This is a genomic window from Paractinoplanes brasiliensis, from assembly GCF_004362215.1.
GTDB classification, from domain to species: Bacteria; Actinomycetota; Actinomycetes; order Mycobacteriales; family Micromonosporaceae; genus Actinoplanes; species Actinoplanes brasiliensis.
In genome coordinates, this window is record NZ_SNWR01000001.1 from 1,514,381 (window position 1) to 1,538,856 (window position 24,476).

The 24,476-nt window shown below is 69.5% G+C and carries 18 protein-coding genes and 1 tRNA gene; 6 read left to right on the forward strand and 13 right to left on the reverse strand.

From position 1 onward, the window contains the following. Window positions 1-7: 7 nt before the first annotated feature. The 7 genes from C8E87_RS06415 to C8E87_RS06445 all read right to left on the reverse strand — a co-directional run bounded on the left by C8E87_RS06415 (window position 8) and on the right by C8E87_RS06445 (window position 6,782). Window positions 8-913, reverse strand: a complete 906-nt coding sequence (locus C8E87_RS06415) for an ABC transporter substrate-binding protein (RefSeq protein WP_133872223.1) — start codon at window positions 911-913, stop codon at window positions 8-10. A 29-nt stretch (window positions 914-942) separates the two neighbouring features. Further along, on the reverse strand, window positions 943-1,653 hold the full coding sequence (locus C8E87_RS06420) for an ABC transporter ATP-binding protein (protein ID WP_133872224.1): 711 nt from the start codon (window positions 1,651-1,653) through the stop codon (window positions 943-945). Continuing rightward, window positions 1,643-2,449 (reverse strand): ABC transporter ATP-binding protein, encoded by an 807-nt coding sequence (locus C8E87_RS06425; RefSeq protein ID WP_133876665.1) that lies wholly within the window; start codon window positions 2,447-2,449, stop codon window positions 1,643-1,645. The genes C8E87_RS06420 and C8E87_RS06425 overlap by 11 nt, the downstream gene beginning before the upstream one ends. A gap of 83 nt (window positions 2,450-2,532) precedes the next feature. Next, a complete protein-coding gene (locus tag C8E87_RS06430) occupies window positions 2,533-3,663 on the reverse strand; it encodes a branched-chain amino acid ABC transporter permease (RefSeq protein ID WP_133872225.1) in 1,131 nt (376 codons plus the stop codon). A gap of 85 nt (window positions 3,664-3,748) precedes the next feature. Then, on the reverse strand, window positions 3,749-4,699 hold the full coding sequence (locus tag C8E87_RS06435) for a branched-chain amino acid ABC transporter permease (RefSeq protein WP_133872226.1): 951 nt from the start codon (window positions 4,697-4,699) through the stop codon (window positions 3,749-3,751). 85 nt (window positions 4,700-4,784) lie between these two features. Beyond that, complete coding sequence (locus C8E87_RS06440; RefSeq protein WP_133872227.1) at window positions 4,785-5,951, reverse strand: branched-chain amino acid ABC transporter substrate-binding protein; 1,167 nt, start codon at window positions 5,949-5,951, stop codon at window positions 4,785-4,787. Between the two features lie 207 nt (window positions 5,952-6,158). Further along, a complete protein-coding gene (locus C8E87_RS06445; RefSeq protein ID WP_133872228.1) occupies window positions 6,159-6,782 on the reverse strand; it encodes an ANTAR domain-containing response regulator in 624 nt (207 codons plus the stop codon). A 128-nt stretch (window positions 6,783-6,910) separates the two neighbouring features. On the opposite strand from C8E87_RS06445, the gene C8E87_RS06450 reads away from it, so the two are divergent. Together C8E87_RS06450 and C8E87_RS06455 are read left to right on the forward strand one after the other, a co-directional pair. Further along, window positions 6,911-6,993: transfer RNA gene (locus C8E87_RS06450), tRNA-Leu, on the forward strand. 499 nt (window positions 6,994-7,492) lie between these two features. Further along, the gene (locus tag C8E87_RS06455) at window positions 7,493-8,128 is read left to right on the forward strand and encodes a hypothetical protein (RefSeq protein WP_203720906.1); all 636 of its coding nucleotides are present in this window, start codon (window positions 7,493-7,495) and stop codon (window positions 8,126-8,128) included. 76 nt (window positions 8,129-8,204) lie between these two features. Here the strand turns inward: C8E87_RS06455 and C8E87_RS06460 are convergent, their stop codons facing one another. Both C8E87_RS06460 and pyk read right to left on the reverse strand, forming a co-directional pair. Continuing rightward, window positions 8,205-9,089: an acyl-CoA thioesterase gene (locus C8E87_RS06460; RefSeq protein WP_133872229.1), complete on the reverse strand. Its 885-nt coding sequence runs from the start codon at window positions 9,087-9,089 to the stop codon at window positions 8,205-8,207. Further along, a complete protein-coding gene (pyk, locus tag C8E87_RS06465) occupies window positions 9,086-10,525 on the reverse strand; it encodes a pyruvate kinase (protein ID WP_133872230.1) in 1,440 nt (479 codons plus the stop codon). The genes C8E87_RS06460 and pyk overlap by 4 nt, the downstream gene beginning before the upstream one ends. A gap of 274 nt (window positions 10,526-10,799) precedes the next feature. On the opposite strand from pyk, the gene C8E87_RS06470 reads away from it, so the two are divergent. From C8E87_RS06470 to C8E87_RS06480, 3 genes are read left to right on the forward strand one after another with little or no spacing between them, the layout of a single operon-like run. Beyond that, entirely contained in the window at window positions 10,800-13,997 is a 3,198-nt protein-coding gene (locus C8E87_RS06470; RefSeq protein ID WP_133872231.1) for an HD domain-containing protein, read from the forward strand. After that, a complete protein-coding gene (locus C8E87_RS06475) occupies window positions 13,994-14,464 on the forward strand; it encodes a hypothetical protein (protein ID WP_133872232.1) in 471 nt (156 codons plus the stop codon). The genes C8E87_RS06470 and C8E87_RS06475 overlap by 4 nt, the downstream gene beginning before the upstream one ends. After that, window positions 14,461-14,883: an NUDIX domain-containing protein gene (locus C8E87_RS06480; RefSeq protein ID WP_133872233.1), complete on the forward strand. Its 423-nt coding sequence runs from the start codon at window positions 14,461-14,463 to the stop codon at window positions 14,881-14,883. The genes C8E87_RS06475 and C8E87_RS06480 overlap by 4 nt, the downstream gene beginning before the upstream one ends. On the opposite strand, the gene C8E87_RS06485 is transcribed toward C8E87_RS06480, so the two are convergent. Together C8E87_RS06485 and gltB are read right to left on the reverse strand one after the other, a co-directional pair. After that, window positions 14,865-16,337, reverse strand: coding sequence for a glutamate synthase subunit beta (locus C8E87_RS06485; protein ID WP_133872234.1), 1,473 nt, complete (start codon window positions 16,335-16,337; stop codon window positions 14,865-14,867). The two genes, C8E87_RS06480 and C8E87_RS06485, sit on opposite strands and share 19 nt — an antisense overlap. After that, complete coding sequence (gltB, locus tag C8E87_RS06490) at window positions 16,330-20,883, reverse strand: glutamate synthase large subunit (protein WP_239080579.1); 4,554 nt, start codon at window positions 20,881-20,883, stop codon at window positions 16,330-16,332. Before gltB ends, C8E87_RS06485 begins: the two co-directional genes overlap by 8 nt. A gap of 190 nt (window positions 20,884-21,073) precedes the next feature. On the opposite strand from gltB, the gene C8E87_RS06495 reads away from it, so the two are divergent. Beyond that, entirely contained in the window at window positions 21,074-21,940 is an 867-nt protein-coding gene (locus tag C8E87_RS06495) for a GNAT family N-acetyltransferase (protein ID WP_133872236.1), read from the forward strand. 162 nt (window positions 21,941-22,102) lie between these two features. Here C8E87_RS06495 and C8E87_RS06500 read toward each other — a convergent pair whose 3' ends face one another. Beyond that, on the reverse strand, window positions 22,103-23,281 hold the full coding sequence (locus tag C8E87_RS06500; RefSeq protein ID WP_133872237.1) for an FAD-dependent oxidoreductase: 1,179 nt from the start codon (window positions 23,279-23,281) through the stop codon (window positions 22,103-22,105). Next, window positions 23,281-24,459: a prolipoprotein diacylglyceryl transferase gene (gene lgt / locus C8E87_RS06505; protein WP_133872238.1), complete on the reverse strand. Its 1,179-nt coding sequence runs from the start codon at window positions 24,457-24,459 to the stop codon at window positions 23,281-23,283. The genes C8E87_RS06500 and lgt overlap by 1 nt, the downstream gene beginning before the upstream one ends. Window positions 24,460-24,476 lie beyond the last annotated feature (17 nt).

Consider the following 24,476-nt stretch of genomic DNA (forward strand, 5'->3'; position numbering starts at 1 on the left):
GCGAGGGTCAGACCGACGGGTTCACTTCGGGCGTGGTGATCGCGCCGGCGGTGACACCCCACTTGTCGAGGATCTGCTTGTACGTGCCGTCGGCGATCAGCGCCTTGACGGCCTCGCTCAGCACGTTCGCGAACTCGGTCTGGTCCTTCGCCACGGCGTAGCCGTACGGGGCCGAGTCGTAGATGTCGCCGACCAGCGCCAGCGAGCCCTGCGTCTGCTTCACCGCGTACGCGACCACCGGCGAGTCGGCCAGCATGGCCTCGTCCTTGCCCGTGTTCACGGCGTTGGTGGCGTCCGACTGCTTCTGGTACTGGTCGATCGTGATGGCCTTCTTGCCGGCGTCGGTGCACTTCTTCGAGCGCGCCTGCAGGTCGTCGACCTGCACCGTCGCGGTCTGCACGGCGATCTTCCTGCCGCACACGTCGTCCGGGTTGATCGTCACGCCGGCCTTGGCGGCCCACTGGGTGCCCGCCGAGAAGTAGGAGACCATGTTGACCTCCTTCATCCGCTCGGCGTTGATCGTGAAGGAGGAGACGCCGACCGAGTACTTCTTGGTGGTGACGCCCGGGATGATGCTGTCGAACGTGGCGGAGGTCCACTCGGTGGTGAGGCCGAGCTTCTGGGCCACGGCGTTGAACAGGTCGACATCCATGCCGACGACGGTCTTGCCGTCGGTGTCGAGGAACTCGTTCGGCGCGTACGACGAGTCCGTGCCGATCGTCAGCTTGCCCGCTGCCTTGATGTCGGCCGGGACCTTGTCGGCGAGCGCGGTGTCGGCGGACGCGCTGGGCGCCGGGGCGGAGCCCGTGCCGGAGTCGTCGGACTCCGAGCCGCAGGCGCCCATCGACAACGTCAGCGCGGCCGCGGCGGCCAGGCCGAGGATCGCCCGGCGGCCGGGGGTGGTGCGCAACATGATGGCTCCCTCAGGAAGAGAAATCGTATTTAAGCGACGCCCAGGTAGGCGTCCTTGACCGCGGGATCGTTCAGGAGATCGGCGCCGGTGCCCTCCTTGACGATCCGCCCGGTCTCCAGAACGTACGCGCGATGCGCCCGCGACAGGGCCTGCTGGGCGTTCTGCTCCACCAGCAGCACGGTCGTGCCCTGCTGGTTGATCTCGACGATGATGTCGAAGATCTGCTGGATCAGCATCGGCGCGAGACCCATCGACGGCTCGTCGAGCAGCAGCAACTTGGGCCGGCTCATCAGGGCCCGGCCCACCGCCAGCATCTGCTGCTCACCGCCGGACAGCGTGCCGCCCGCCTGCTTCTCGCGCTCCTTGAGCCGCGGGAACAGGGTAAATGCGCGCTGCATGTCCTCGTCGATCTCGGCGCGGCTCTTGCGGGTGTAGGCGCCCATCTCGAGGTTCTCCCGCACCGTCATGCCCGGGAAGATGCCCCGGCCCTCGGGCGACTGCGAGACGCCGCGGATCACCCGCAGGTCGGCGCGCAGCTTGGTGATGTCCTCGCCGTCGAACCGGATCGTGCCCTGCGACACCGGGCGCAGGCCCGAGATGGCCCGCATCGTGGTCGACTTGCCGGCGCCGTTCGCGCCGATCAGGGCCACGACCTCGCCCTGCCCGACGGTGAGGCTGATGCCGTGCAGGGCCTGGATGCGCCCGTAAGCCAGCGTCACGTTGTCGATCTCAAGCAGCATCGGTGGGCACCCCCAGGTAGGCGGCGATGACAGCCGGGTTGTCCCGCACCTCGGCGGGCGTTCCCTCGGCGATCTTCTTGCCGAACTCCAGCACGACGATCCGGTCGGTGACGCCCATGACCAGGCGCATGTCGTGCTCGATCAGCAGCACCGTCACCCCGGTGTCACGGATCTTGCGGATGAGCTGGAGCAGCTCCACCTTCTCGGCCGGGTTGAAACCGGCGGCCGGCTCGTCCAGGCAGAGCAGGGTCGGATTGGTGGCCAGCGCCCGCGCGATCTCCAGGCGGCGCTGCTCACCGTAGGAGAGGTTCCGGCTCACATCGCCGGCCCGATGGGCGATCCCGACGAAGCGGAGCAATTCGATCGAACGCGCGCGACCCGACTTCTCCTCGCGCCAGAACCGCGGCAGGCGGAACAGCGCGCTGATGACGCTCGTCTTGTGATGCGCGTCCGCGCCCACCATGACGTTCTCGAGCGCCGTCATCTCGGGGAACAGCCGCACGTTCTGGAACGTGCGGGCGATGCCGCCCCGGGTGATCTGGTGCTTCTTCTTACCGACGATCGACTCGCCCTGGAACCGGATGGCCCCCTCGGTCGGCCGGTAGACGCCGGTCATCGCGTTGAAGCAGGTGGTCTTGCCGGCGCCGTTCGGCCCGATCAGCCCGAAGATCTCGCCCTTGCGCAGCGAGAAGCTGACGTCGTTGAGCGCCACGACACCACCGAAACGCAGCGTCACGTGGTCGACCTCGAGCAGAACATCCTCACCCCGTACGGGGGAAGGGTTGGGCTCGGCAATCGATCCGCCCGTGGGGGCGGGGTCGGCCACAGGACGCGCGTTCTGCCGGTCCAGTTCCTCCGGCGTCTCCTGATGCGGCTCGCTCACTGGGGAGCCACCTCCTTCTCGCGGTCCTTGAGCTCCATCGCGCGGCGGCGGCTCGGGATCAGACCCTGCGGCCGCAGCACCATGATCAGAATGATCGCGGCGCCGAAGATCGCGAATCGGTACTCGTACAGGTCGGTGTCGCCCACCGACAGGCCGCGCAGGCGGTCGGGGATGTACGAGATCAGCACGCCGCCCAGGATCGCGCCGGCCATGTTGCCGGAGCCACCCATGACCACGCCCGCCAGCACCAGGATCGAGAACTGGAGCACGAACGTCTGCGAGTTGATGAAGCTCTGCTCGCCGGCGAACAGCACGCCGCCCAGACCACCGATGAACGCGCCGATGGCGAACGCCCACAGCTTGTACTTGAAGGTGCGCACGCCCATGACCTCGGCGGCTTCTTCGTCCTCGCGGATGGCCAGCCACGAGCGGCCGACCCGGCTGCGGTCGAGGTTCCGGACGCCCAGGATCACCAGGATGATGACCGTCAGGCCGAGCCAGAAGTACGGCACCGCGTCGGTCACGCCGAAGATCGGCTCGCCGCCCCAGGAGCCCGGCGGGTGCGGGATGCTCGCGAAGCCACGGTCACCGCGCAGCACGTCCGTCGACGTTGCCACGATGCGGATGATCTCGGCGAAGCCCAGCGTCACGATCGCGAGGTAGTCACCGCGCAGCCGCAGGGTCGGCCAGCCCAGGATCACCCCGGCGATCATGGTGAGGACCAGCGCCGCCGGCACCGCCATCAGCCACTTCCAACCCGTCTCCTCGTAAAGGATCGAGTCGGGCGAGGTCAGCAGCGCCGTGCCGTAGGCGCCGACGGCGAAGAAGCCGACGTAGCCCAGGTCGAGCAGGCCCGCATAGCCCACCACCACGTTGAGGCCCAGGGCCAGCAACACGTAGTAGGACATGTTGAACAGGGCGCTCGGCCAGTCGATGCCCTCGGTGACGATCTGCGGCCCGATCAGCGGGATGTCACCCACGTACGGCAGCATGTACGCCGCCACGGCCCCGGCCAGGATCACCAGCCAGCGCACCCACACCGGTTGCCGGCCCAGCCAGCCCCGGACCCCGCCGTTCGAGCGGAAAGAAGCCTTCTCGGTCTCGGTCTCGGTCTCGCTCACGCTCATGCTGTGCCTGCCTTTGGCATGCGCTCCTGGCCCTCGCCTGCGAGGCCGTCGTTACGTGCGGCTGAGTGCCGCTCGGTGCAGTCGCTCATGCCCTGGCCCTTCCGAGCGACTCACCCAGCAGGCCGGTCGGCCGGAACAGCAGGATGACCACGAGCAGCACGAACGAGGCCGCGTGCAGCCACTGCGAACCGAACAGGCCCGCCGCGTAGTTCTGCAGCACGCCCAGCAGCAGGCCGCCGAGCAACGCGCCCCGCAGGTTGCCGATGCCGCCCAGCACGGCGGCGGTGAACGCGTCGATGCCGAGCAGGAAGCCGGCGTCGTACCGGGTCACGCCGATCTTCAGGTTGTACATGACCGCCGCGATGCCCGCCATCAGACCGCCCAGCAGGAACACCAGGGCGATCACGCGGGACTTGTTGACGCCCATGAGCGCGGCGCTGTCGGGGTTCTGCGCCACCGCGCGAACACCCCGGCCCAGCCGCGACCCGTTGATGAAACGATCCAGCGCGAACATCATCACCAGCGCCAGCACGATGATGAGGATCTGCAGGTTCGTGATCGTGGTGTCACCGATGGTGAACACCGGCCGGGCCTGGATGACCGGCGGCACGCCGGTCTGGTTGCGGTGCGTCAGAACACCCACGACCTCGGAGATGAACAGCGAGGCGCCGATGGCGGTGATCAGGAAGGCCAGCGGCGGGGCGTTGCGCCGGCGCAGCGGCCGGTAGGCCACGAACTCGACGGTCAGCGCGGTAGCGCCCGAGACGATGATGGCGGCGATCAGGCCGACCACCATGTACAGCAGCATCGAGCCGACCGCCGGAACCGGCGAGTTCTGGTCGAGTCCGAACAGGCCCCACGCCAGCAGGGTGGCGTAGGTGCCGAGGAGGAAGACCTCGGAGTGCGCGAAGTTGATGAGCCGCAGCACACCGTAGACCAGCGTGTAGCCCAGGGCGAACAACGCGATGATCGCGCCCTGGGCCAGACCCGTCACGGTGAGCGGCCCGAAATCATTGATCAGACCGGAAAAATCCACAGAGGGGCTCCATAAACGACGAGGTCGGTGCGGCCGGAGATCATCCGGCCGCACCGGCCCTACAGAGAATTGGCGCTGACCACGATCAGGAGGTCTTGATCTCCACGTCGGCCTTGGCGTCGCCGGAGTTGTCGAACTTGAACGCCCACACCTTGATGAAGCTGGGGTCGAGCTCACCGGTCTCGGTGAACTTGTAGGTGTTCGCGATGCCCTTGTAGTTCACGGTCTTCAGGTACTCGAGGAGCTTCGCCTGAGTGTTGTTACCCGCGTCGATGCCCTGAAGGAAGATGTTCGCGGCGTCGTAAGCGACGTCGGAGTAGGTGCCGGCGTCCTGGTTCCACTTCGCCTTGTAGTCGTTGACGAAGGTGCCACCCGCCGCCTCCGGCGGGGAACACGGGCAGGTCACAACGGTGCCGACCGCGGCCGCGACACCCGAGGCCTTGGACAGGCCGGGGTCCTTCATGCCGTCGCCGCCGAGCAGCGTGCCCTTCCAACCGGCAGCGGTGAGCTGCTTGCGGATGATGCCCGCGTTGGTGTAGTAGCCGCCGTAGAACAACGCCGTGGCGCCGCTCGAGGTCACCTTCTGGACCAGGGCCGAGAAGTCGGCCTGCTTGCCGTCACCCTCGGTCTTGTCGGTCGCGACAACCAGCGAGCCGAGCTTCGACTTCACCACGTCGGCCAGGCCGGCGCCGTACGCCGACTGGTCGTCCGCGACGAAGACCTTCTGGGCCTTCAGGTTGTCCTTGATGTACGACGCGGCGGCCGGACCCTGGGCGTCGTCGTTGGCGACGGCGCGGTGGAAGACCTTCCAGCCCTTCGACGACAGCGAGACGCGCGTCGCCGACGGGGTGATGGTCGGGATGCCGGCCGACTCGAAGATCGGGTCGGCGGCCTCGGACTCGCCCGAGAAGGGCGGGCCGACGATGCCCAGGATCTTCTTGTCCGCGACCAGGCTGCGGGCGACACCGGGAGCGACCGAGGCCTCACCCTGGGAGTCGAACTTCGCGACCTCGATACACGTCGAGCCCTTGGACTTGTTGTACTGGTCGATAGCCAGCTCGAAGCCCTGCTCGATGTTCACACCGAGGTTGGCGGCCGAGCCGGTCAGAGCGCCGAAGAACGCGAGCTTGTAGCCGCAGTTCCCCTCGCTCGCGGTGTCGTCGCTGCTCGATCCGCTATTACAAGCAGCAGCACCGGCGATGAGCCCGATGATGGCCACCCCGCCGATGGCTCGTGCGAGAACCTGCCTCAAGGTTGGAACCCTCCTCCATACGAACCCACCGAGCCACTGCCGGCCGATTGGCACTTGCGCGCCCCACGACCACCCGTGCCCCGTTATGGGGCGGGACGTTATCCCAGGTTCAGGGCCTGCTGAAAGAGTTCACTCGGGCTTTCACCGAACCGTTACGTGCGATGACCCGAAGGCCCTGGGAGGTGTTACAACCCGAGGCTGGCTTGATCAACTATTGGCGGGTTGCGTGCCGCCCGCTTCCTGACCCTCCGCCAGGATCCGGTCGGCCACTTCACGCATAGTCATGCGGTGGTCCATCGCCGTGCGCTGAATCCACTTGAACGCCTGCGGTTCGGTCATCTGATACTTCGTCATCAGCTCACCCTTGGCCCGCTCGACCGATTTGCGCGTCTCGAGGCGCTCGGTCAGGCCGGCGACCTCGGACTCCAGAACGGCGATCTCGGAGTACCTCGACAGGGCGATCTCGACCGCCGGAACGAGGTCGGATTTCTGGAACGGCTTGACCAGATAGGCCATCGCGCCGGCCGCGCGGGCCCGCTCGACGAGGTCGCGCTGGCTGAACGCGGTCAGGATGACAACCGGGGCGATCCGGCCCCCGGCGATCCGCTCGGCGGCCGCCAGCCCGTCCATGATGGGCATTTTGATGTCGAGAATGACGAGGTCGGGGCGCAACTCCTCGGCCAGACGGACGGCGGTCTCGCCGTCGCCGGCCTCACCGACGACGTCGTAGCCCTCCTCGACGAGCATCTCGGCCAGGTCCAGACGGATGAGCGCCTCGTCCTCGGCGATCAACACCCGCTTGCGCTCGGCACCAGCCTGCGAGTCGGCCACTGAACCCCTACCCCCAACGTTCTTCAAGTCGCGACACCCCGGTATGCGGGTGTCGCCGCCCTAAGCCTAGTGGGTACGCTGTCCCCTGCTTGGACCAGCGTGACCTTGTCTCGCTCCGGTCCCGGCATGCCGGGGTGGTGGAATGGCATACACGGGTCACTCAAAATGATTTGCTCGAGAGGGCATGCGGGTTCGACTCCCGTCCCCGGCACCGATCGCGACGTTTTCTACTCTGCTGACGGCGGATTTCCGCCGCGTGCCCACAATGTTTCGCCGGGAGAAATCCGCGTGTCCGCCGGAATGCAGCTCAGCATCGCATTTTTAGGCTGACGGTCCCCATCGCCGAACAATCGAAGGCGAATCGACCGCACGACTTTCTACTCGCCGTCAGTGGCCATGACCGCCGGCACACACCGCCGAGCGCTCACCGGGCACAGCCGGCCAAACGCGCTGAGTGACATCGATCAATAGGACGCGAGAAACAATCGCGAACCGTGCCGAGGGGACTCGCTGTCGTCCGAGTCCGGTCAAGTCCCGGGCGCCGTTGTTCCGATCGGCGCCGGATCGGATGTTTCGGACATGCTGCTGCGGTGGCGGCCCGCTGTGAATCTGCACGAACCTCCCGTTCCGGCGCCGGGCGGATGTTGTCATGGCAGGGACACCTTCCTGGAGGCCTCATGCTGTGGTCCGGTTCTTCGCCCCTGTCCGTGATGCGGGAGAGCATGTGGGGGTTTCTGCTGTTCGCGGGCGTGGCGTGGCTGGCGGTCGGGTGGAGCGTGCTGCGCCTGGAACCGGCCGCCATCGCGGAGGTGGCCGGGCCGGTGATCTTCTTCGGGGCGCTGTGCGAGATCGTGCGCGCGCTGGCCGGCACGAAGACGTGGTGGATGAACGCGGCCATGGCGGCGCTGTTCGCCGGGACCGGGGTCGTGGTGCTGCTGGACCGGGACGCGACCTACACCACCCCGGCCTCGCTGATCGGGTGGTTCCTGATGGTGCGGGGCACCGTGGACATCGCCGTGGCCACCATGAACCGGGGCATCGACCGCACCTGGGGCCTCATGATCACCGTCGGGGCGCTGCAGGCGGGGCTCGGCTTCTACGCGGCGAGCCCCTGGGCCCGTACGGCCGACCCGGTGATCCTCACGCTGGGCGCGCTCGCCGTGCTGCGGGCCATCGCCGACCTGGTCACTGCTCTGCGGCTGCGCGAAGTGGCGGCGGCCCGGCACGACGTGCTGCACCTCTCACCGGAACGGGAGGCGGGCGTGGCCGGGTACGCCGCGGGCCTGTCCGACTTCGACACGCAGCCGGCCGCCAAGCACCGGGCCGAGGCCGCGGAAAAGCTTTAGTCTCCCCTGCCCCGCCGGACACGGATCCGTCAACGGTCAGTCGCCGGACCGGGAACCCTGTCCGGCGGGGCGTGACCTACTTACGTTCCCCGACCCGCCGGAGCAGGCCCTCCTGAACGGCGCTGGCGATGTGCCGGCCGTCCTCGGTGAACATGCGGCCGCTGGCCAGGCCGCGACTGCCGCTGGCCGACGGGCTCGTGCAGTCGTACAGGAACCACTCGTCGGCGCGGAACGGCCGGTGGAGCCAGAGAGCGTGGTCGAGGCTGGCGCCGATGACACCGCCCGGACCCCAGACCTCGCCGTGCACCGACAGCACCGAGTCGAGCAGCGACAGGTCGGACGCGTAGGTCAGGGCGCAGGCGTGGATCAGCGGGTCGTCCGGCAGCTTGCCGTCGACCCGCATCCAGACGCGCTGCTGCTCGCTGGCGTTGCGGTCGCCCGGCGGCACCCAGCCCGGATCGTTGACGTACCGCACGTCGACGGCCCGGGGCGCGGCGGCGAAGGCGCCCCGGCGGCTGGGATATTTCCGCACCCAGTCGGCCATCGTCTGCACCTCGTCGGGCCCGGGCACCCCGACCGGGGCCGGGCTGTGGTGATCGAGGCCCTCCTCGAGCACCTGGAACGAGGCCGACATGAAGAAGATGGTCTTGCCGTGCTGCTGGGCCGTGGAACGCCGCACCGAGAAGGACCGCCCGTCGCGGATCGTCTCGACGGTGAACCGGATCGGCTCGGTCGGGTCGCCCGGGCGCACGAAATAGCCGTGCAGCGAGTGGACCAGCCTGTCCGGGTCGACCGTGCGGCCGGCCGCGACGAGCGCCTGCCCGGCCACCTGGCCGCCGAAGACCCGCTGGGCGCCGGTCTGCGGGCTTTCCCCGACGAAGGTCGCCGCGTCCAGTTGCTTGAGGTCGAGGACCTCGAGCAACTGGTCGACGGCGGCTTGTCCGCTGAGCGGTTGCGTCACAGGCCGGCGGGGTCGGTGAGGTCGCCGAGGCGGTGGACCCGCAGCGTGTTGGTGGAGCCGGGCGCGTTCGGCGGGGAGCCGGCCACGACGACCACGTAGTCGCCGGGACGGGCCAGGCCGAGACCGAGCATCTTCGCGTCGACCTGCCGGAACATGTCGTCGGTGTGCTGCACGAAGTCGGTCAGGAACGTCTCGACACCCCAGCTCAGCGCCAGCTGGTCACGCACCGCGGGAACCGGGGTGAAGGCGAACAGCGGCAGCTCGCAGTGCAGGCGGGCCAGGCGGCGTACGGTGTCGCCGGTCTGCGAGAAGGCGACCAGCGCCTTGGCGCCGATGTTGCGCGCGATCTGCGACGCGGCGACGGTGAGCGCGCCGCCGTGGGTGCGCGGGTCGTGCTGCAGGCGCGGGACCGGGATCGAGCCGGCCTCGGTGGTGCTGACGATCTTGGCCATCGTGCTGACCGTGAGCACCGGGTACTTGCCGACGGAGGTCTCGCCGGACAGCATCACGGCGTCGGTGCCGTCGAGCACGGCGTTCGCGACGTCGGAGGCCTCCGCGCGGGTCGGGCGCGAGTTCTCGATCATCGAGTCGAGCATCTGGGTGGCCACGATGACCGGCTTCGCGTTCTCGCGGCACAGCTGCACGGCACGCTTCTGCACCAGCGGCACCTGGTCGAGCGGGAGCTCGACGCCGAGGTCGCCGCGGGCCACCATGACGCCGTCGAACGCGAGGACGATCGCCTCGAGGTGCTCGACCGCCTCGGGCTTCTCGACCTTGGCGATGACCGGGACGGTGCGGCCCTCCTCGGCCATGATCTCGTGCACGAGCTTGATGTCGTCGGGCGAACGCACGAACGACAGCGCGATCAGGTCGACGCCGAGGCCGAGGGCGAAGCGGAGGTCTTCGGCGTCCTTGTCGCTGAGCGCGGGCACGCTGACGGCGACGTTGGGCAGCGAGACACCCTTGTTGTTGCTGACCGGGCCGCCCTCGACGACCAGGCACCGGATGTCGGTGTGGTTGTCGACCGCGGTGACCTCGACAGCGACCTTGCCGTCGTCGATGAGCAGGCGGTCGCCCGGCTTCACCTCGAGCGGCAGCTTCGTGTAGGTGCAGGACACCCGGTCGGCCGTGCCGAGAATGTCCTCGCTGGTGATGGTGACCAGGTCACCGGTGTTCCAGACGTGCGGCCCGTCGGCGAACTTGCCGAGCCGGATCTTGGGACCCTGCAGGTCGGCGAGGACCGCGACGGCCCGGCCGGCCTGCTCGCTGGAGCTGCGCACGAGGTCGTACACCTTCTGGTGGTCCTCGTGGCTGCCGTGGCTGAAGTTCATGCGGGCCACGTCCATGCCGGCCTCGACCAGACCGAGCATGCGCTCGGGGGAGGCGGTCGCGGGCCCCATCGTGCAGACAATCTTTACGCGGCGTGTCACGGCCATCAGGCTAGTCTCTCTTTCTCATCGGCCTGGCGGCCGACCCCCGTCGTCGGGATGAACTGCGTGTGTCGGGCGACGGCGGGCTGCCTGGGCCGCTCCTGACGACCCGGCGCGCTGCACCGTGCAAACCTGGCGGGCTTCAACGACCGCGGCACCAGCTTATCGGGCCGCCTGCGAGCCCTCGCCGCAACGCCTCCACTCCCCCGTTCGGCCATCGCCGGGCAGCGATGCGAGCACTACAGTCCGTATTGCCGTGTTCCTGCCGAGGAGGAGTGACGTGGGCGATTGGGGTCCGCTGGGCGAGGTGCTGCACCGTGAGGGGTCGGACCGCAACCGCGCCAACGTCAAGGATCTGGTCGCGCACGCGAAGGATCTGCTCAAGCTGGTGCGGGAGACGTTCCCCACCTACACCATGCACGACGAGCAGCACGCCGAGAATGTTATCGCCTTGATGGGCAAGCTCGCCGCGCCCCGGATCGAGCGGATGACCCCGCTGGAGGCGGCCCTGCTGATCCTGGCCGCCTACTTCCACGACGCGGGCATGGCCTATTCGCGAGCGGATCTGGCCGAGATCGTCGAGGGCGACGACTTCCACGCGTTCCTCGACGGCCACGACGACGATCTGCTGCTGACCGCGCGTCACGGTGGCGTGCCGCCCGACCCGGTGGTGCAGCACTACTGCCGCGCCCGCCATGCCGAACGGGTTCGATGGCACCTCGATCGGTGCGACTGGTCGCTGCTCCAGTGGGACGGCGCGCCCATCATCGAGCCCCTGGTGACCATCTGCCGCAGCCACAACGAGGACACCGAGGCGCTGCACGATCCACGCTTCGAGACGGACTTCCACTTCCAGGCCGACCTGCGCTTCTGCGCCGTGCTGCTGCGCCTCGCGGACATCCTCGACCTCGACGACACCCGGGCGCCGCGGGTGATCTACGAGCATCTCGACCTGGTGCGGGACGAATCCGCCGAGGCCCGGACGAGCGACCGGGAATGGTCGAAGCACCTCGTGTCCAAGGGGTTCCGCTTCCCGCCGGAACACTCCCCCCATTACCGGATCAAGTTCATCGCCACACCCGACGACCCCCGCGTCGAGCGTGACCTCAGGGCGTTCCTCGATGTCGTCCGGGCTGAGCTGAGCCGGTGCCGGTCGCTGGCCGACAAGTTCGACAACCGGCGCTGGGCCGGCTTTCCGCTGCCGGCCGAGATCGACGACTCGGCGATCCTGAGCCGTGGCTACGTCTACGGCGACTTCCGGTTCGAGCTCGACCGCGGCGCGATCCTGGAGCTCTTCACGGGCAGCAACCTCTACGACGACCCGTACGCGTTCGTCCGGGAACTGCTGCAGAACGCGCTCGACGCCATCCGGGCGCGGGAAAGTCTCACCGGGTACAGGTCCGCGGGCATCCAGGTGTACTGCCGCGAGGACGCCGACGGGTACCTGTGGGTCCGGGTCGACGACGACGGCATCGGCATGGACCGCGACCGGCTGCAGAACTACTTCCTGCGCGCCGGGAAGTCGTACTACCGCTCCGAGGAATTCGCCGTCGAGCAACTGCGGCGCACGGGGCTCGATCGCCCCCTCGATGTCATCGCCCAGTTCGGCATCGGCGTGCTGGCCTGTTTCATGGCGGGTGACCGGGTCGAGCTGACCAGCCGGCGGCACGTCGCTCCGGGCCGGACCACCAAGGGGGTGCGGCTCTCGATCAGTCAGCGCGACGAGTATTTCGTTCTGCAGGAGTCCGACCGGCCGGGCACCCCGATGCCCGGGCCACCCGGCGCCGAGGCGGCGTTCCTGCGCGAGGCCGGGACACGGATCGCGGTCCGGATCGACCCGAACCGCACCGGCATCGAGGCGGACGAGATGCTCGAGCGCATCAAGAGCTACATATTCGCCCCACCGGTGCCGGTCTTCGTCAACGGGCAGCAGATCGGCGCGGAGACGTCACGGCTGGTGGACGAGCCCACGCTGCCCGCCTTCGAGGTGGCCGAAATCGATCTGGAAGGGCTGGTCTGGGATCAGCCGTCGCTCCCGTGTCTGAACACGATCCGGGCGATCATCGTTCCGATCGACCTCAGCACGGCGGAGATCTCGCCGGACATCAGGGGGAAGGCACTGGCTTACCTCGCGTTTCCGCCGGCCGTGGACGAGCCGGAGGATCCGCTGCCCGGCCTCGCCGCCACCGACCCCGAATTGTCGGCCGCCTTGCGTGGCGCCGTCACCCGAACGCGGATCGCCCTCCATTTCGAGAACTACTCCCGTCGACCGGAGCATGCGGTACGCCTTCGTGTTGACCGTATGTTTCGGAAAGATTCGCTGCGGAGTGCCTACCAGATATTGTCCGGTCGGCGACTTACGGGACCGACGGCGGCCGTCACCGACAGCACCAATTCGGCCGAGTTCCGCAAACACCTCGAGAACACACCGCAGGACTTGATGCAGTTCGTTCGTCTCATCCTCGAAGAGGCCCCGGCCGGTCACCTGTTCGACGAGATCGAAGTCCGATCCTACTTGGAACTGACCCCAGATCGCCTGCCCGCGCCGGATGCCGCTCGAAGGCTCTTCCACGGAGGGTCGACCTGGTCGTACAACGGGATCAAGTTGCCGGTGCGGGACGGCGGCGGGGTCGCCAGTGTCCTCGACTGCAATCACGGCTTCCTGCTGGGGGCGATCAGCCTGTCGGGGGCCATGCGGCCCGAGCTTTCCGTGTCCCGGTCCGAGGTCCGGTCGATCTCGTTCGCCGCGTCCTCCATCCTGCATCTCTCCGTCCGGCGCGCAATGCAGAAGTCGTTGGGGGACAGTGAGTGGGCTACGGCCGCGCTGGATGCGCTCGGGGCACGCGATCTCACCATCTTCGAGATACCGGATCCATGCACAGAAGCAACCGTGGCGGCTGAGTTGAGCAGGCGCGGTGACGCATGGCGATCCGAGCGGGTGATCGAGACCGCAGAGGGCTGGATGAGCATCGATGACCTGTTGGCCTCCGCCGAAACCGGCGCGAGTCCGAGCATCCTGACCGGGGCAGCCTTTGGCTGGACGGATTTCCAGACCTACCTCACGCGTGGTCTCCTGCAACGCTTCACCTCACTCGAATGGACGCCGCCAGCAGACCCGGAATCGAGAGGAGAGCTGCGCTTGATTTCCGCGGGGCCGCCGTCCGGCCCGGAGCGGACGACCGTCTTCCGGCCTCTCTTCGCCGTGCCCTACACCGGCGACGAATCACTGGCCCGCTCCGGCCCGTTCCTCAACCAACGGCACGCCCTGACTCAATGGCTCCTGGGAAACGCGAGTGTGCTCGCGGCCGAATTTCCCGCACCTTTTCAGAAGATTCTGCGCGAGACGGGAAGCTTTCTGGCCGATGTCGAACCGATCAATGCGGCGTTGAGGCGCGTCGCCGACCGGCGTCCGGATATCGCCCCGCCGGCCGAGGCCTACCTCCGGGTTGACGAACAGGGACAGTGGTGGTCGCAATGACGCAGCCCAGTGACATCGATCGGGCGCAGGCCTTCGAGGTGGAGCGGTACAAATACCTGCTTCAGCAGTTGCATGCCGTGAACGAGAACGTGTATCGGTTTTTGGCCATCTATCAGACGTTGGCGACCGCGCTTGTCGGGGCGGCTCTGGCGCTGTTTGTGAAGTATGACGACTGGAAGATCGAGCGGGGCATCGCGCAGATCGGGGTCGTGGCGGTTCTGGCCCTGGTCACGGTGATCGCCGCCTTCACCGTGCTGCTGATCGTGATCGGGGTGCTGACCTGGCTCGACTACCGGCGCGAGGAGTGCGAGTTCACCGAGGACGTCGTACGGAAAGGGTTTCGCAAAGCTCCTGACCCCAGGAACTTCTGGCGGTGGTACGAGACGTACATCGTGCTCTTCATCGTGGGGTCGGTGGGGTTCATGTGGCTGGGCGCGGCCCTCGTCCTGTTGCCGGCGATGTCGTGAGGCCGGGGCACGACTTCATCGGCGTCGGCGTGGGGGCCATGGTCTTCGACGACGACGGGCGGGTTTTCCTCGCGCGAAGAGGGCCGGCGGCACGGAACGAGCGAGGGCTGTGGGAGTTCCCGGGCGGCATGGTCGACTTCGGAGAGACGATGGCGGACGCGGTCAGACGGGAGTTCGCCGAGGAGTACGGGATGACCGTCGAGGTCACGGGGCTCATCGGCGTCTCCGATCACATCCTGCCCGCGGAGGGGCAGCACTGGATCTCACCGAGTTTCACGGCACGTCACATCGAGGGCACGCCGGAGATCAAGGAGCCGTCCAAGTGCACCGAGATCGGCTGGTTCCGGCTGGGTGAGCTGCCGGAACAGCTCACCCAGGCCAGTCGTGACACGTTGCGGAACTACACCCCGATGGGCTGAGACGAGGCCCGTACGGGGGCGGGAAGGTCACCAGCGGCGCCCAGGTAGTCGTGGACGGCGGCGGCCGCGGACCGGCCCTCCGCGATCGCCCACACGATCAGCGAGGCGCCGCGGTGCATGTCGCCGGCCACGAAGACGCCGGGGGCCGACGTCTGCCAGGTGTCGTCCGCGTCGAGGACGCCACGCCGGTTGCGTTCGATGCCGAACTGCTCCAGCAGCGGCTGCTTCTCGGTGCCTTCGAAGCCGATCGCCAGCAGCACCAGATCGGCCGGAAGGTCGCGCTCGGAACCGGGCGCCACGGTGACGGTGCGGACGCCGTTGATGCGCTCCACCGTCACGTCGGCCACCCGTACGGCCTTGACGTTGCCCTGACCGTCGTCGACGAACTCCTGCACGGCGACGCCGAAGACCCGCTCGCCGCCTTCCTCGTGCGCCGGGTAGTTGCGCAGGATGACCGGCCACGTCGGCCACGGGTGCTGCTCGGCCGCCCGGACGGACGGGGGCAGCGGGTACTGGTCGAGCTGGATGACGTTGGCCGCGCCCTGGCGGTGGGCCACGCCGAGGCAGTCCGCGCCGGTGTCGCCGCCGCCGATGATGACCACGTTCTTGCCGGCCGCGTCGATCGGGGTGGTGTCCTGCAGGCCGGCGACGACCCGGTTGGCCGGCACCAGGTGCTCCATCGCCAGGTGCACGCCGTTGAGCGAGCGGCCGGGCGTCTCGTGCGTGTCGCGGCCGGCCAACGCGCCCGCCGCGAGCAGCACGGCGTCGAACCGGTCGCGCAGGTCGTCGGCGGTCACGTCGACACCGACCTCGACACCGGTCTCGAAGACGACGCCCTCGGCGGCCATCTGGGCCAGCCTCGCGTCCACCACGCTCTTCTCGATCTTGAAGTCGGGAATGCCGTAGCGCAGCAGGCCGCCGATCCGGTCGTCGCGCTCGTAGACGGTCACCGCGTGCCCGGCCCGCGCCAGCTGCTGGGCCGCCGCCAGACCGGCCGGGCCCGAGCCGACCACGGCCACCTTTTTGCCGGTCGCCACCGGGGCCGGCTGCGGCCGCACGTATCCGAGGTCGAACGCGTGGTTGGCGATCTCGACCTCGACCTGCTTGATGGTGACCGGGTCGTCGGCGATGCCGAGAACGCAGGCCGCCTCGCAGGGCGCCGGGCAGAGCCGGCCGGTGAACTCGGGGAAGTTGTTGGTGGCGTGCAGCGACTCGGCCGCCGCCTCCCAGGCCCCCGTACGCACCAGGTCGTTCCAGTCCGGGATGCGGTTGCCCAGCGGGCAGCCCTCGTGGCAGAACGGGATGCCGCAGTCCATGCAGCGCGTGGCCTGGTCGCGGATCAGCTCCTCACCGGCGGGCGGATAGACCTCCCGCCAGTCGCGGATGCGGACCGGCACCGGGCGGCGCTTGGGCAGCTGCCGCTCGTAGCGAAGAAAACCGTTCGGATCAGGCACGCTTGACCCCCATGACCGCCTCGTCGACGTTGCGACCGGCTGCTTCGGCGGTCCTGATCAGTTCCATCACGCGCTTGTAGTCGCGCGGCACCACCGCGGTGAACCGCTCGACGGCCGCGGACCAGTCCTTGAGCAGCCGCTCGGCGACCCCCGACCCGGTTTCGGTCGCGTGCTTCTCGACGAGGGCGCGCAGGGTTTCCCGCTCCTCCTCGGTGAGCGGGGCCAGGTCGACCAGCTCGGGATTGATCCGGGTCGGCGCGAGGTCGAGCACGAACGCCTTGCCGCCACTCATGCCGGCCGCGAAGTTGCGCCCGGTCGGGCCGAGCACGACCACCGTGCCGCCCGTCATGTACTCGCAGCCGTGGTCGCCGACGCCCTCGACGACGGCCTGGCCGCCCGAGTTGCGTACGGCGAACCGCTCGCCGGCGCGGCCCCGGAGGAACAGCTCACCGGCGGTCGCCCCGTACAGGATGGTGTTGCCCGCGATGATGTTGTCCTCGGCGACGAACGGCGCGTTCTCGTCGGGGCGCACCACGACCCGGCCGCCGGACAGGCCCTTGGCCACGTAGTCGTTGGTGTCGCCGATCAGCCGCAGGGTCACGCCCTTGGGCAGGAACGCGCCGAACGACTGCCCGCCCGTGCCGCGCAGCGTGAACGCGATGGTGTCGTCGGGCAGCCCGGCGCCGCCGTACCGGCGGGTCACCTCGCCGCCGAGCATCGCGCCGACGCTGCGGTTGTCGTTGCGGATGGCGACCTCGGCGTGCACCGGACGGCCGTCGGTCAGCGCCGGGGCGGCCAGCTCGAGGAGCTTGTTGTCGAGCGCCTTCTCCAGCTCGTGGTCCTGCTTGACGATGCCGCGGCGGGCCGCGCCCTCGGGCAGCTCGGGCACGAACAGGATCGGCGACAGGTCGAGACCCTTGGCCTTCCAGTGGTCGACGGCGGGACGCACGTCGAGCACCTCGGCGTGCCCGATGGCCTCGTCGATGCTGCGGAAGCCCAGCTCGGCCAGGTATTCCCGGACCTCCTCGGCGAGGAACAGGAAGAAGTTCTCGACGAACTCGGGCTTGCCGGTGAAGCGCTCACGCAGCACCGGGTTCTGCGTGGCGATGCCGACCGGGCAGGTGTCGAGGTGGCAGACCCGCATCATGATGCAGCCGCTGACGATCAGCGGGGCGGTCGCGAACCCGAACTCCTCGGCGCCCAGCAGGGCCGCCACCACGACGTCACGGCCGGTCTTGAGCTGGCCGTCGACCTGCACGGTGACCCGGTCGCGGAGCTTGTTGAGCAGCAGCGTCTGCTGGGCCTCGGCCAGCCCCAGCTCCCACGGGGAGCCGGCGTGCTTGAGCGAGTTCAGCGGGGACGCGCCGGTGCCGCCGTCGTGCCCCGAGATCAGGATGACGTCGGCCTTGAGCTTGGCCACGCCGGCGGCGACCGTGCCGACGCCGATCTCGCTGACCAGCTTCACGTGCACCCGCGACTGCGGGTTGACGTTCTTGAGGTCGTGGACGAGCTGCGCCAGGTCCTCGATGGAGTAGATGTCGTGGTGCGGCGGCGGCGAGATGAGGCCGACGCCCGGGGTGGCATGCCGGGTCTTGGCGATCCACGGCCACACCTTGTTGCCGGGCAGCTGCCCGCCCTCGCCGGGCTTCGCGCCCTGCGCCATCTTGATCTGCAGGTCGTCCGCGTTGACCAGGTATTCGCTGGTCACGCCGAACCGGCCGGACGCGATCTGCTTGACCGCGGAACGCCGCTCGGGGTCGTGGAGGCGCTCGACGTCCTCGCCGCCCTCGCCGGTGTTGGACTTGCCGCCGAGGCGGTTCATCGCGATGGCGAGGGTCTCGTGCGACTCCGCCGAGATCGACCCGTACGACATGGCGCCGGTGGCGAAGCGCTTCACGATCGCGGACGCGGGCTCGACCTCGTCGATCGAAATCGGTGAGCGGCCCGGCTTGAACTCGAACAGCCCGCGCAGCGATCCCGCCTCGGCGGCCAGGCCGTCCACTTTCGACGTGTACTTGCGGAAGACGTCGTACTGCTTCGAACGCGTCGCGTGCTGCAGCAGGAACACCGTCTCGGGGTTGAAGAGGTGGATCTCCCCCTCGCGGCGCCACTGGTACTCGCCGCCGACCTCGAGCCGCCGGTGGGTGCGTTCGGCCGGGTTGGCCGGGTACGCCTTCTCGTGCCGCGCCTTCACCTCGGCGTGGATGTCGGCCAGCCCGGAGCCGCCGATCCGGCCCTTGGTGCCGGCGAAGTAGCGCTGCAGCAGACGGTTGTCGAGACCGACGGCCTCGAAGACCTGCGCGCCGCAGTACGACGACACCGTCGAGATGCCCATCTTGGACATGATCTTGAGGACGCCCTTGCCGAGCGCCTTCACGTAGTTGCGGACCGCCGCCTTGGGGTCGAGCCCGGCCAGCGGACCCGTCGCGATCAGGTCGTCGACCGACTCGAAGGCCAGATACGGGTTGACCGCGGCGGCGCCGTAGCCGATCAGCACGGCGGCGTGGTGCACCTCGCGGCAGTCGCCCGACTCGACGACCAGCGCGACCTGGGTGCGGGTCTGCTCGCGTACGAGGTGCTGGTGGACCGCGGCGGTGAGCAGCAGCGACGGGATCGGGGCGAGGTCGGCGTTGGAGTCGCGGTCGCTCAGCACCAGGATGCGGACGCCGTCCTCGATCGCCTCGGAGACGTGCCGGCAGATCTGGGTCAGGCGGGCCTTGATGCCGGCCGCGCCGTCGCGCAGGGGGTAGAGCCCGGAGACGCGTACGGCCTTGAAGCCGGGCAGGTCGCCGTCGTCGTCGATGGAGAGCAGCTTGGCCAGCTCGTCGTTGTCGATCACCGGGTACGGCAGGACGATCTGACGGCAGGAGGCCGGGCTCGGGTCGAGCAGGTTGGCCTCGGGGCCGATCGTGGTCGACAGGCTGGTCACCAGCTCCTCACGGATGGCGTCCAGCGGCGGGTTGGTGACCTGGGCGAACAGCTGGTGGAAGTAGTCGAACAGCAGCCGCGGGCGGGTCGACAGCGGCGAGATCGGCGTGTCGGTGCCCATCGATCCGAGCGGCTCCGCGCCCGTACGGGCCATCGGCGCAATGAGGATCTTGAGCTCTTCCTCGGTGTAGCCGAACACCTGCTGACGGCGGGTGACCGAGTCGTGCGTGTAGATGACGTGCTCGCGCGGGGGCAGGTCGTCGAGGTGGATCAGGCCGGCGTGCAGCCACTCGTCGTACGGCTGGGCGGCGGCCAGCTCGGCCTTGATCTCGTCGTCGTGCACGATGCGGCCCGCGGTCGTGTCGACCAGGAACATCTTGCCCGGCTGAAGGCGGCCCTTGGCGACCACGGTGGCCGGGTCGATGTCGAGCACGCCGGCCTCGGAGCCCAGCACGACCAGGCCGTCCGACGTGTGCCACCAGCGGCCGGGGCGCAGGCCGTTGCGGTCGAGCACGGCGCCGATGATCTCGCCGTCGGTGAACGCGACGCTGGCCGGGCCGTCCCACGGCTCCATCAGGCTGGCGTGGAAGCGGTAGAACGCCCGCCGCTTCGGCTCCATGCCGGGGTCGTTCTCCCACGCCTCGGGGATCATCATCAGCATGGCGTGCGGCAGGCTGCGCCCGGACAGGTGCAGCAGCTCGAGCACCTCGTCGAAGCTGGCCGAGTCGGACGCCTCGGGCGAGTTGATCGGGAACAGGCGCTTGAGGTTGCCCGGCAGCACCTTCGACTGCAGCAGCGCCTCGCGGGCCGCCATCCAGTTCTTGTTGCCGCGGATGGTGTTGATCTCGCCGTTGTGGGCGATGAACCTGTACGGGTGGGCCAGCTCCCACGCCGGGAACGTGTTGGTGGCGAACCGCGAGTGCACGAGCGCGATCGCGCTGGACACCCGCTCGTCGACCAGGTCGGGGAAGAACGCCGGCAGCTGGTCGGGCGTGAGCATGCCCTTGTAGGTGATCGTGCGCGAGGACAGCGACGGGAAGTAGATGCCCACGCCACGCTGTGACGACTCGCGCTCGGCCTGCTTGCGGATCGTGAACGCCACCCGGTCGAGCTCGATGCCGCTCAGCTGCTCGCCGGCCGGGCCGGCGGGCGTGTCGGTGAGACGGTGCGCGGCCAGGAACACCTGGACGATCGCGGGCCGGGCGTCCTCGGCGGTCTGGCCGAGACCCTCCGGCTGCACCGGGACGTCCCGCCAGCCGAGGATGTCGCCGCCCTCGACCAGGGCGTACTTCTCGAAAACCTTGATCGCGCGGGCGCGCTCGCCGGCGTCGACCGGAACGAAGGCCAGGCCGGTGACGTAGTGACCCGCGGCGGGCAGCTCGAAGCCGGCCACCTCGCGGTAGAACGCGTCCGGAACCTGGATCATGATGCCGGCGCCGTCGCCGGTGTTGTACTCGGCGCCACGCGCGCCCCGGTGGTCGAGCCGGATCAGCGCCGAAAGACCCTTGGCGACCACATCATGCGAACGCCGCCCGAACAGGTCGGCCACGAAGGCCACACCGCAGGCGTCGCGCTCCTGAGCGGGGTCGTAAAGCCCCTGGGGGTGCGGAAAAGCCACCGGGCCTCCTGTCGTCACTGGTGTTTCGTATCAAGGTCGGGACGACGTCGGCCCTGCAAAGTCTCTAGAGTCTACGTGAAGGGGTGCCGATCTCCGCCAGTTCGGATGGATCACACTTCCGGCGGGACCAGTCCCCGTCCCGGCATGAACGGGTAGCCGAACATCCGCTTGGGTTGGGTAGTCTCGCGCGGTGGCGCAACAGGATACCGACGTCTTCGTCAGGCTCGAGCGGTTTTACGACGCCCTGCCCCGACCCTACGCACGAGCCGAGGAGTTCGGCGGGCTGGTGCTGTTCGTCCGCGAGGGCGAAGGCTGGCCCTACTATGCCCGGCCCCGCCGAGGAGCCGGCACACCCTCCGCGGCCGATATTACTGCCGTCCGGCAGAGACAACGAGAGCTGGGCCTGCCCGAGGCCTTCGAGTGGGTGCACGAGACCACTCCCGACCTGCTCGCCGTGGCCCGCTCGGCAGGGCTGGACGTGCTGCTCGCGCCGCTGCTCGTGCTCGACCCGGCCGCCCTCGTGCCCGACCTGCCGGTGGCCGGCGGCACCATCCGCTTCCTCGAACCCGATGCGGAGAGTTTCCCCGCCGAGCTGGCCGCCTCGCGTGCCGTGGCCCAGCTCGGTTTCGGCGCGCCCGCCGCGCCGCCGTCGCCGCTGACGGGCAAGCTGGTGGCCGCCCCGGCCGGCCCCGCCGAACGGGACGCCGCCACCGGCGCGCTCAGCAAGGCCCTCGTGGCCGGCCAGCAGGAACGCAGCGCCTCCGGTGACTACCGCACCGCCGTGGTCGACTCCCCCGAGGGCCTGCTCGCCACCGGCGCCTTCATGCGCTCGGGTGAGGTGGCCGAGATCGCCGGGGTCGCCACCCTGCCGTCGGCCCGCCGCCGGGGGTACGCCTCTCAGCTCACCGCCACGCTGGCCCGCCGTGCGCTCGACGACGGGGTCACCCTGGTGTTCCTGTCGGCCGGTGACGACGACGTCGCTCGCCTCTACACCAAGGTCGGCTTCCGCCGGATCGGCACGGCCTGCATCGCCGAGCCCGCGGCGGCGCCCCTCTGAACCGGACCCGCTCGGGGACGCCCCCTCTGAGACCCGCCCAGGGACGCCCGCCTGAGACCCGTTCGGGGGCGCCGCTTCGTGGCAGAACCACACGGAGGCGCTGCTTCGGAGCCGACCCGCTCCGAGGGTGTGCCGCTCCGGAGCAAGCCGCTCGGGGTGCCGCTACTCGGGCGGGGTCCATTCGGGAGCGGGGGCTCCCAGCAGGCGCGGGCGCATGTGGCTGAGGGCGGCGTCCCGGGCGCGCAGGGCCAGGCGCCCACGGGCCTGCACCACGGCCGACATGCGCCGGGTCTGCCGTACGACGCTGGTGGTCCGCGGCCGCCGCAACCGTCCGTACTCCTCGATCGCGGCGGTCAGCCCCGCACCGGGCGCGGCCCCGGCCACCAGCGAGCGCAGGGTCGCGGCGTCCTCGAAGGCCAGGCACGCGCCCTGCCCCAGGTGGTGCGGCATCGCGTGGGCCGCGTCGCCGAGCAGCACGACGCCGCCCGGGCCGGAGGGGAACCCGTACGAGCGGGGCAGGGGTCGCAGCTCGCGAACCTCCTGCGGCACCAGGTCGTCGGCGTGGGTCGCGGCCAGCAGCTCCCCCACCGGCGCGTGCCACTCGGCGAACCAGCGCCGCAGCAGGGCCAGCTGGGTGGCGGGCGGCTCGGGGCGGGGCGCGCCGGCCGCGGTGACGACCCAGTAGACGCCGCCCCGGCCCGCGGCGCGCTCGCCCAGCGGGATCGACACGAAGCGGTAGCCGGCGCCCAGCGTCTCGCCCCCGGCCGCGTGCTCGGGCGGCAGCTCGGGCAGCCGGTAGGACGGGATCACGGCCTGCCACGCGGCGAAACCGGACCCGACGGCGGCCGACTCGGGGGCGAGCGCCCGCCGGACGGTGCTGTCGATGCCGTCGGCCGCCACTATCAGGTCGGCCTCGATCTCGGTGCGGCCGTCGCTCACCGCGGGGCGCTGCCGCCGTCCCGTACGGATCGTGGTGACACCGAAGCCCGTGCGGACCTGCACGTTGTCGCCCAGCCCGGCGACCAGCGCGTCGTAAAGGTCCTCGAGGTGCACCGCGGCCGGTCCCGAGCCCGCGCGAGCGCCGCGTGGGGCGACCAGCCACTGCCCGTCCGGGCGGCGCACCCCGCCGTCGGGCAGCGGGGCCGCGATCGCCGACCAGCCGCCCTCGGGGTCGATCGACTCGAGGGCGCGCCGGCCGTTGGGCCACAGCACCAGGGCCGTGGGCGGGGCGGTGATCCGCTCGCCGCGTTCGAGCAGCACGACCTGCCAGCCGCCGCGGGCCAGACCGCCGGCGGTGGCCAGCCCGGCCATGCCCGCGCCCACCACCACGGCGGTGCGCACTAGCGTTCGTCTTTACGGGACTCTTGCTCGACGTCGCCGCCGGGAACGGTGTCCCGTCCGGCGCCGGCGGCCGCGCCCGTGGCCAGCACGGCTTCCTCGACCCCGGCCGGTCCGGCGGGATCCCGTTCGACCGGGTGCCCGCCGGCGGCGATCTCCTCCGCCATGTCCTGCGGGGTGTCGGGCGGCAGGACCCCCGTACGGCGATAGGCCTGGAATCTTGCTTCGCTGACGACCTGATAACCCTTGGGTGGCGCGTCGCGCGCGTCCGCCGGGCCGGACACGTCGACCTGCGAGACGTCGCTCGCGGCGGAGGGCTCAGGCGCGGTTTCGGGGGCGTCGTCGGGAACCACGTAGGCCCGCGGACCGCGGACGAGCAGGAAGTAGATGAGCGCGCCGAGGAAGACGACGATCGAGGTGAACACGTTGATCCTGATGCCCAGCAGGTGGTTGGCCTCGTCGACCCGCAGCATCTCGATCCAGCCCCGGCCCAGCGTGTACGCCATCACGTAGAGCGCGAAGGCCCGGCCACGGCCGAACTTGAACTTGCGGTCGGCCAGCCACACCAGCAGCGCGACACCGAGGTTCCAGAGCAGCTCGTAGAGGAACGTGGGGTGGTAGAGGTCGGGCAGCGTGACCGCCTGCCCGTCGATCACCGTGGCGTGCCCGGGGTTCGACCTGTCCATGTCGTGGACCTCGAGGCCCCACGGCAGCGTGGTCTCCTTGCCGTACAGCTCGTTGTTGAACCAGTTGCCGAGCCGGCCCAGCGCCTGACCGACCGGCAGGCCGGGGGCGAGCGAGTCGGCCACCACGCCGAACGGCAGGCCGAGCTGGCGGGCGCCGAGCCAGGCGCCGACCGCCCCGCCGAGCACCGCGCCCCAGATGCCGAGGCCGCCCTCCCAGATGTAGAAGGCGCGGATCGGGTCACCGCCGGCGCCGAAGTAGTCCTGCGGCGAGGTGATCAGGTGGTAGAGCCGCGCGCCGACGATGCCGAACGGCACCGCCCACACCGCGATGTCGAGCGAGGCCCAGCGGGCCGCACCCCGGCTGCGCAGCCGATATTCCATGATCAGGCAGGACGCGACGATGCCCAGGACGATGCAGATCGCATACGCCCGCACGGGCAGGCCGAGCACGTGCCAGACAGATGTTGTCGGACTCGGGATCGCGGCGTAGTTCACGGGTGCACACGCTACCG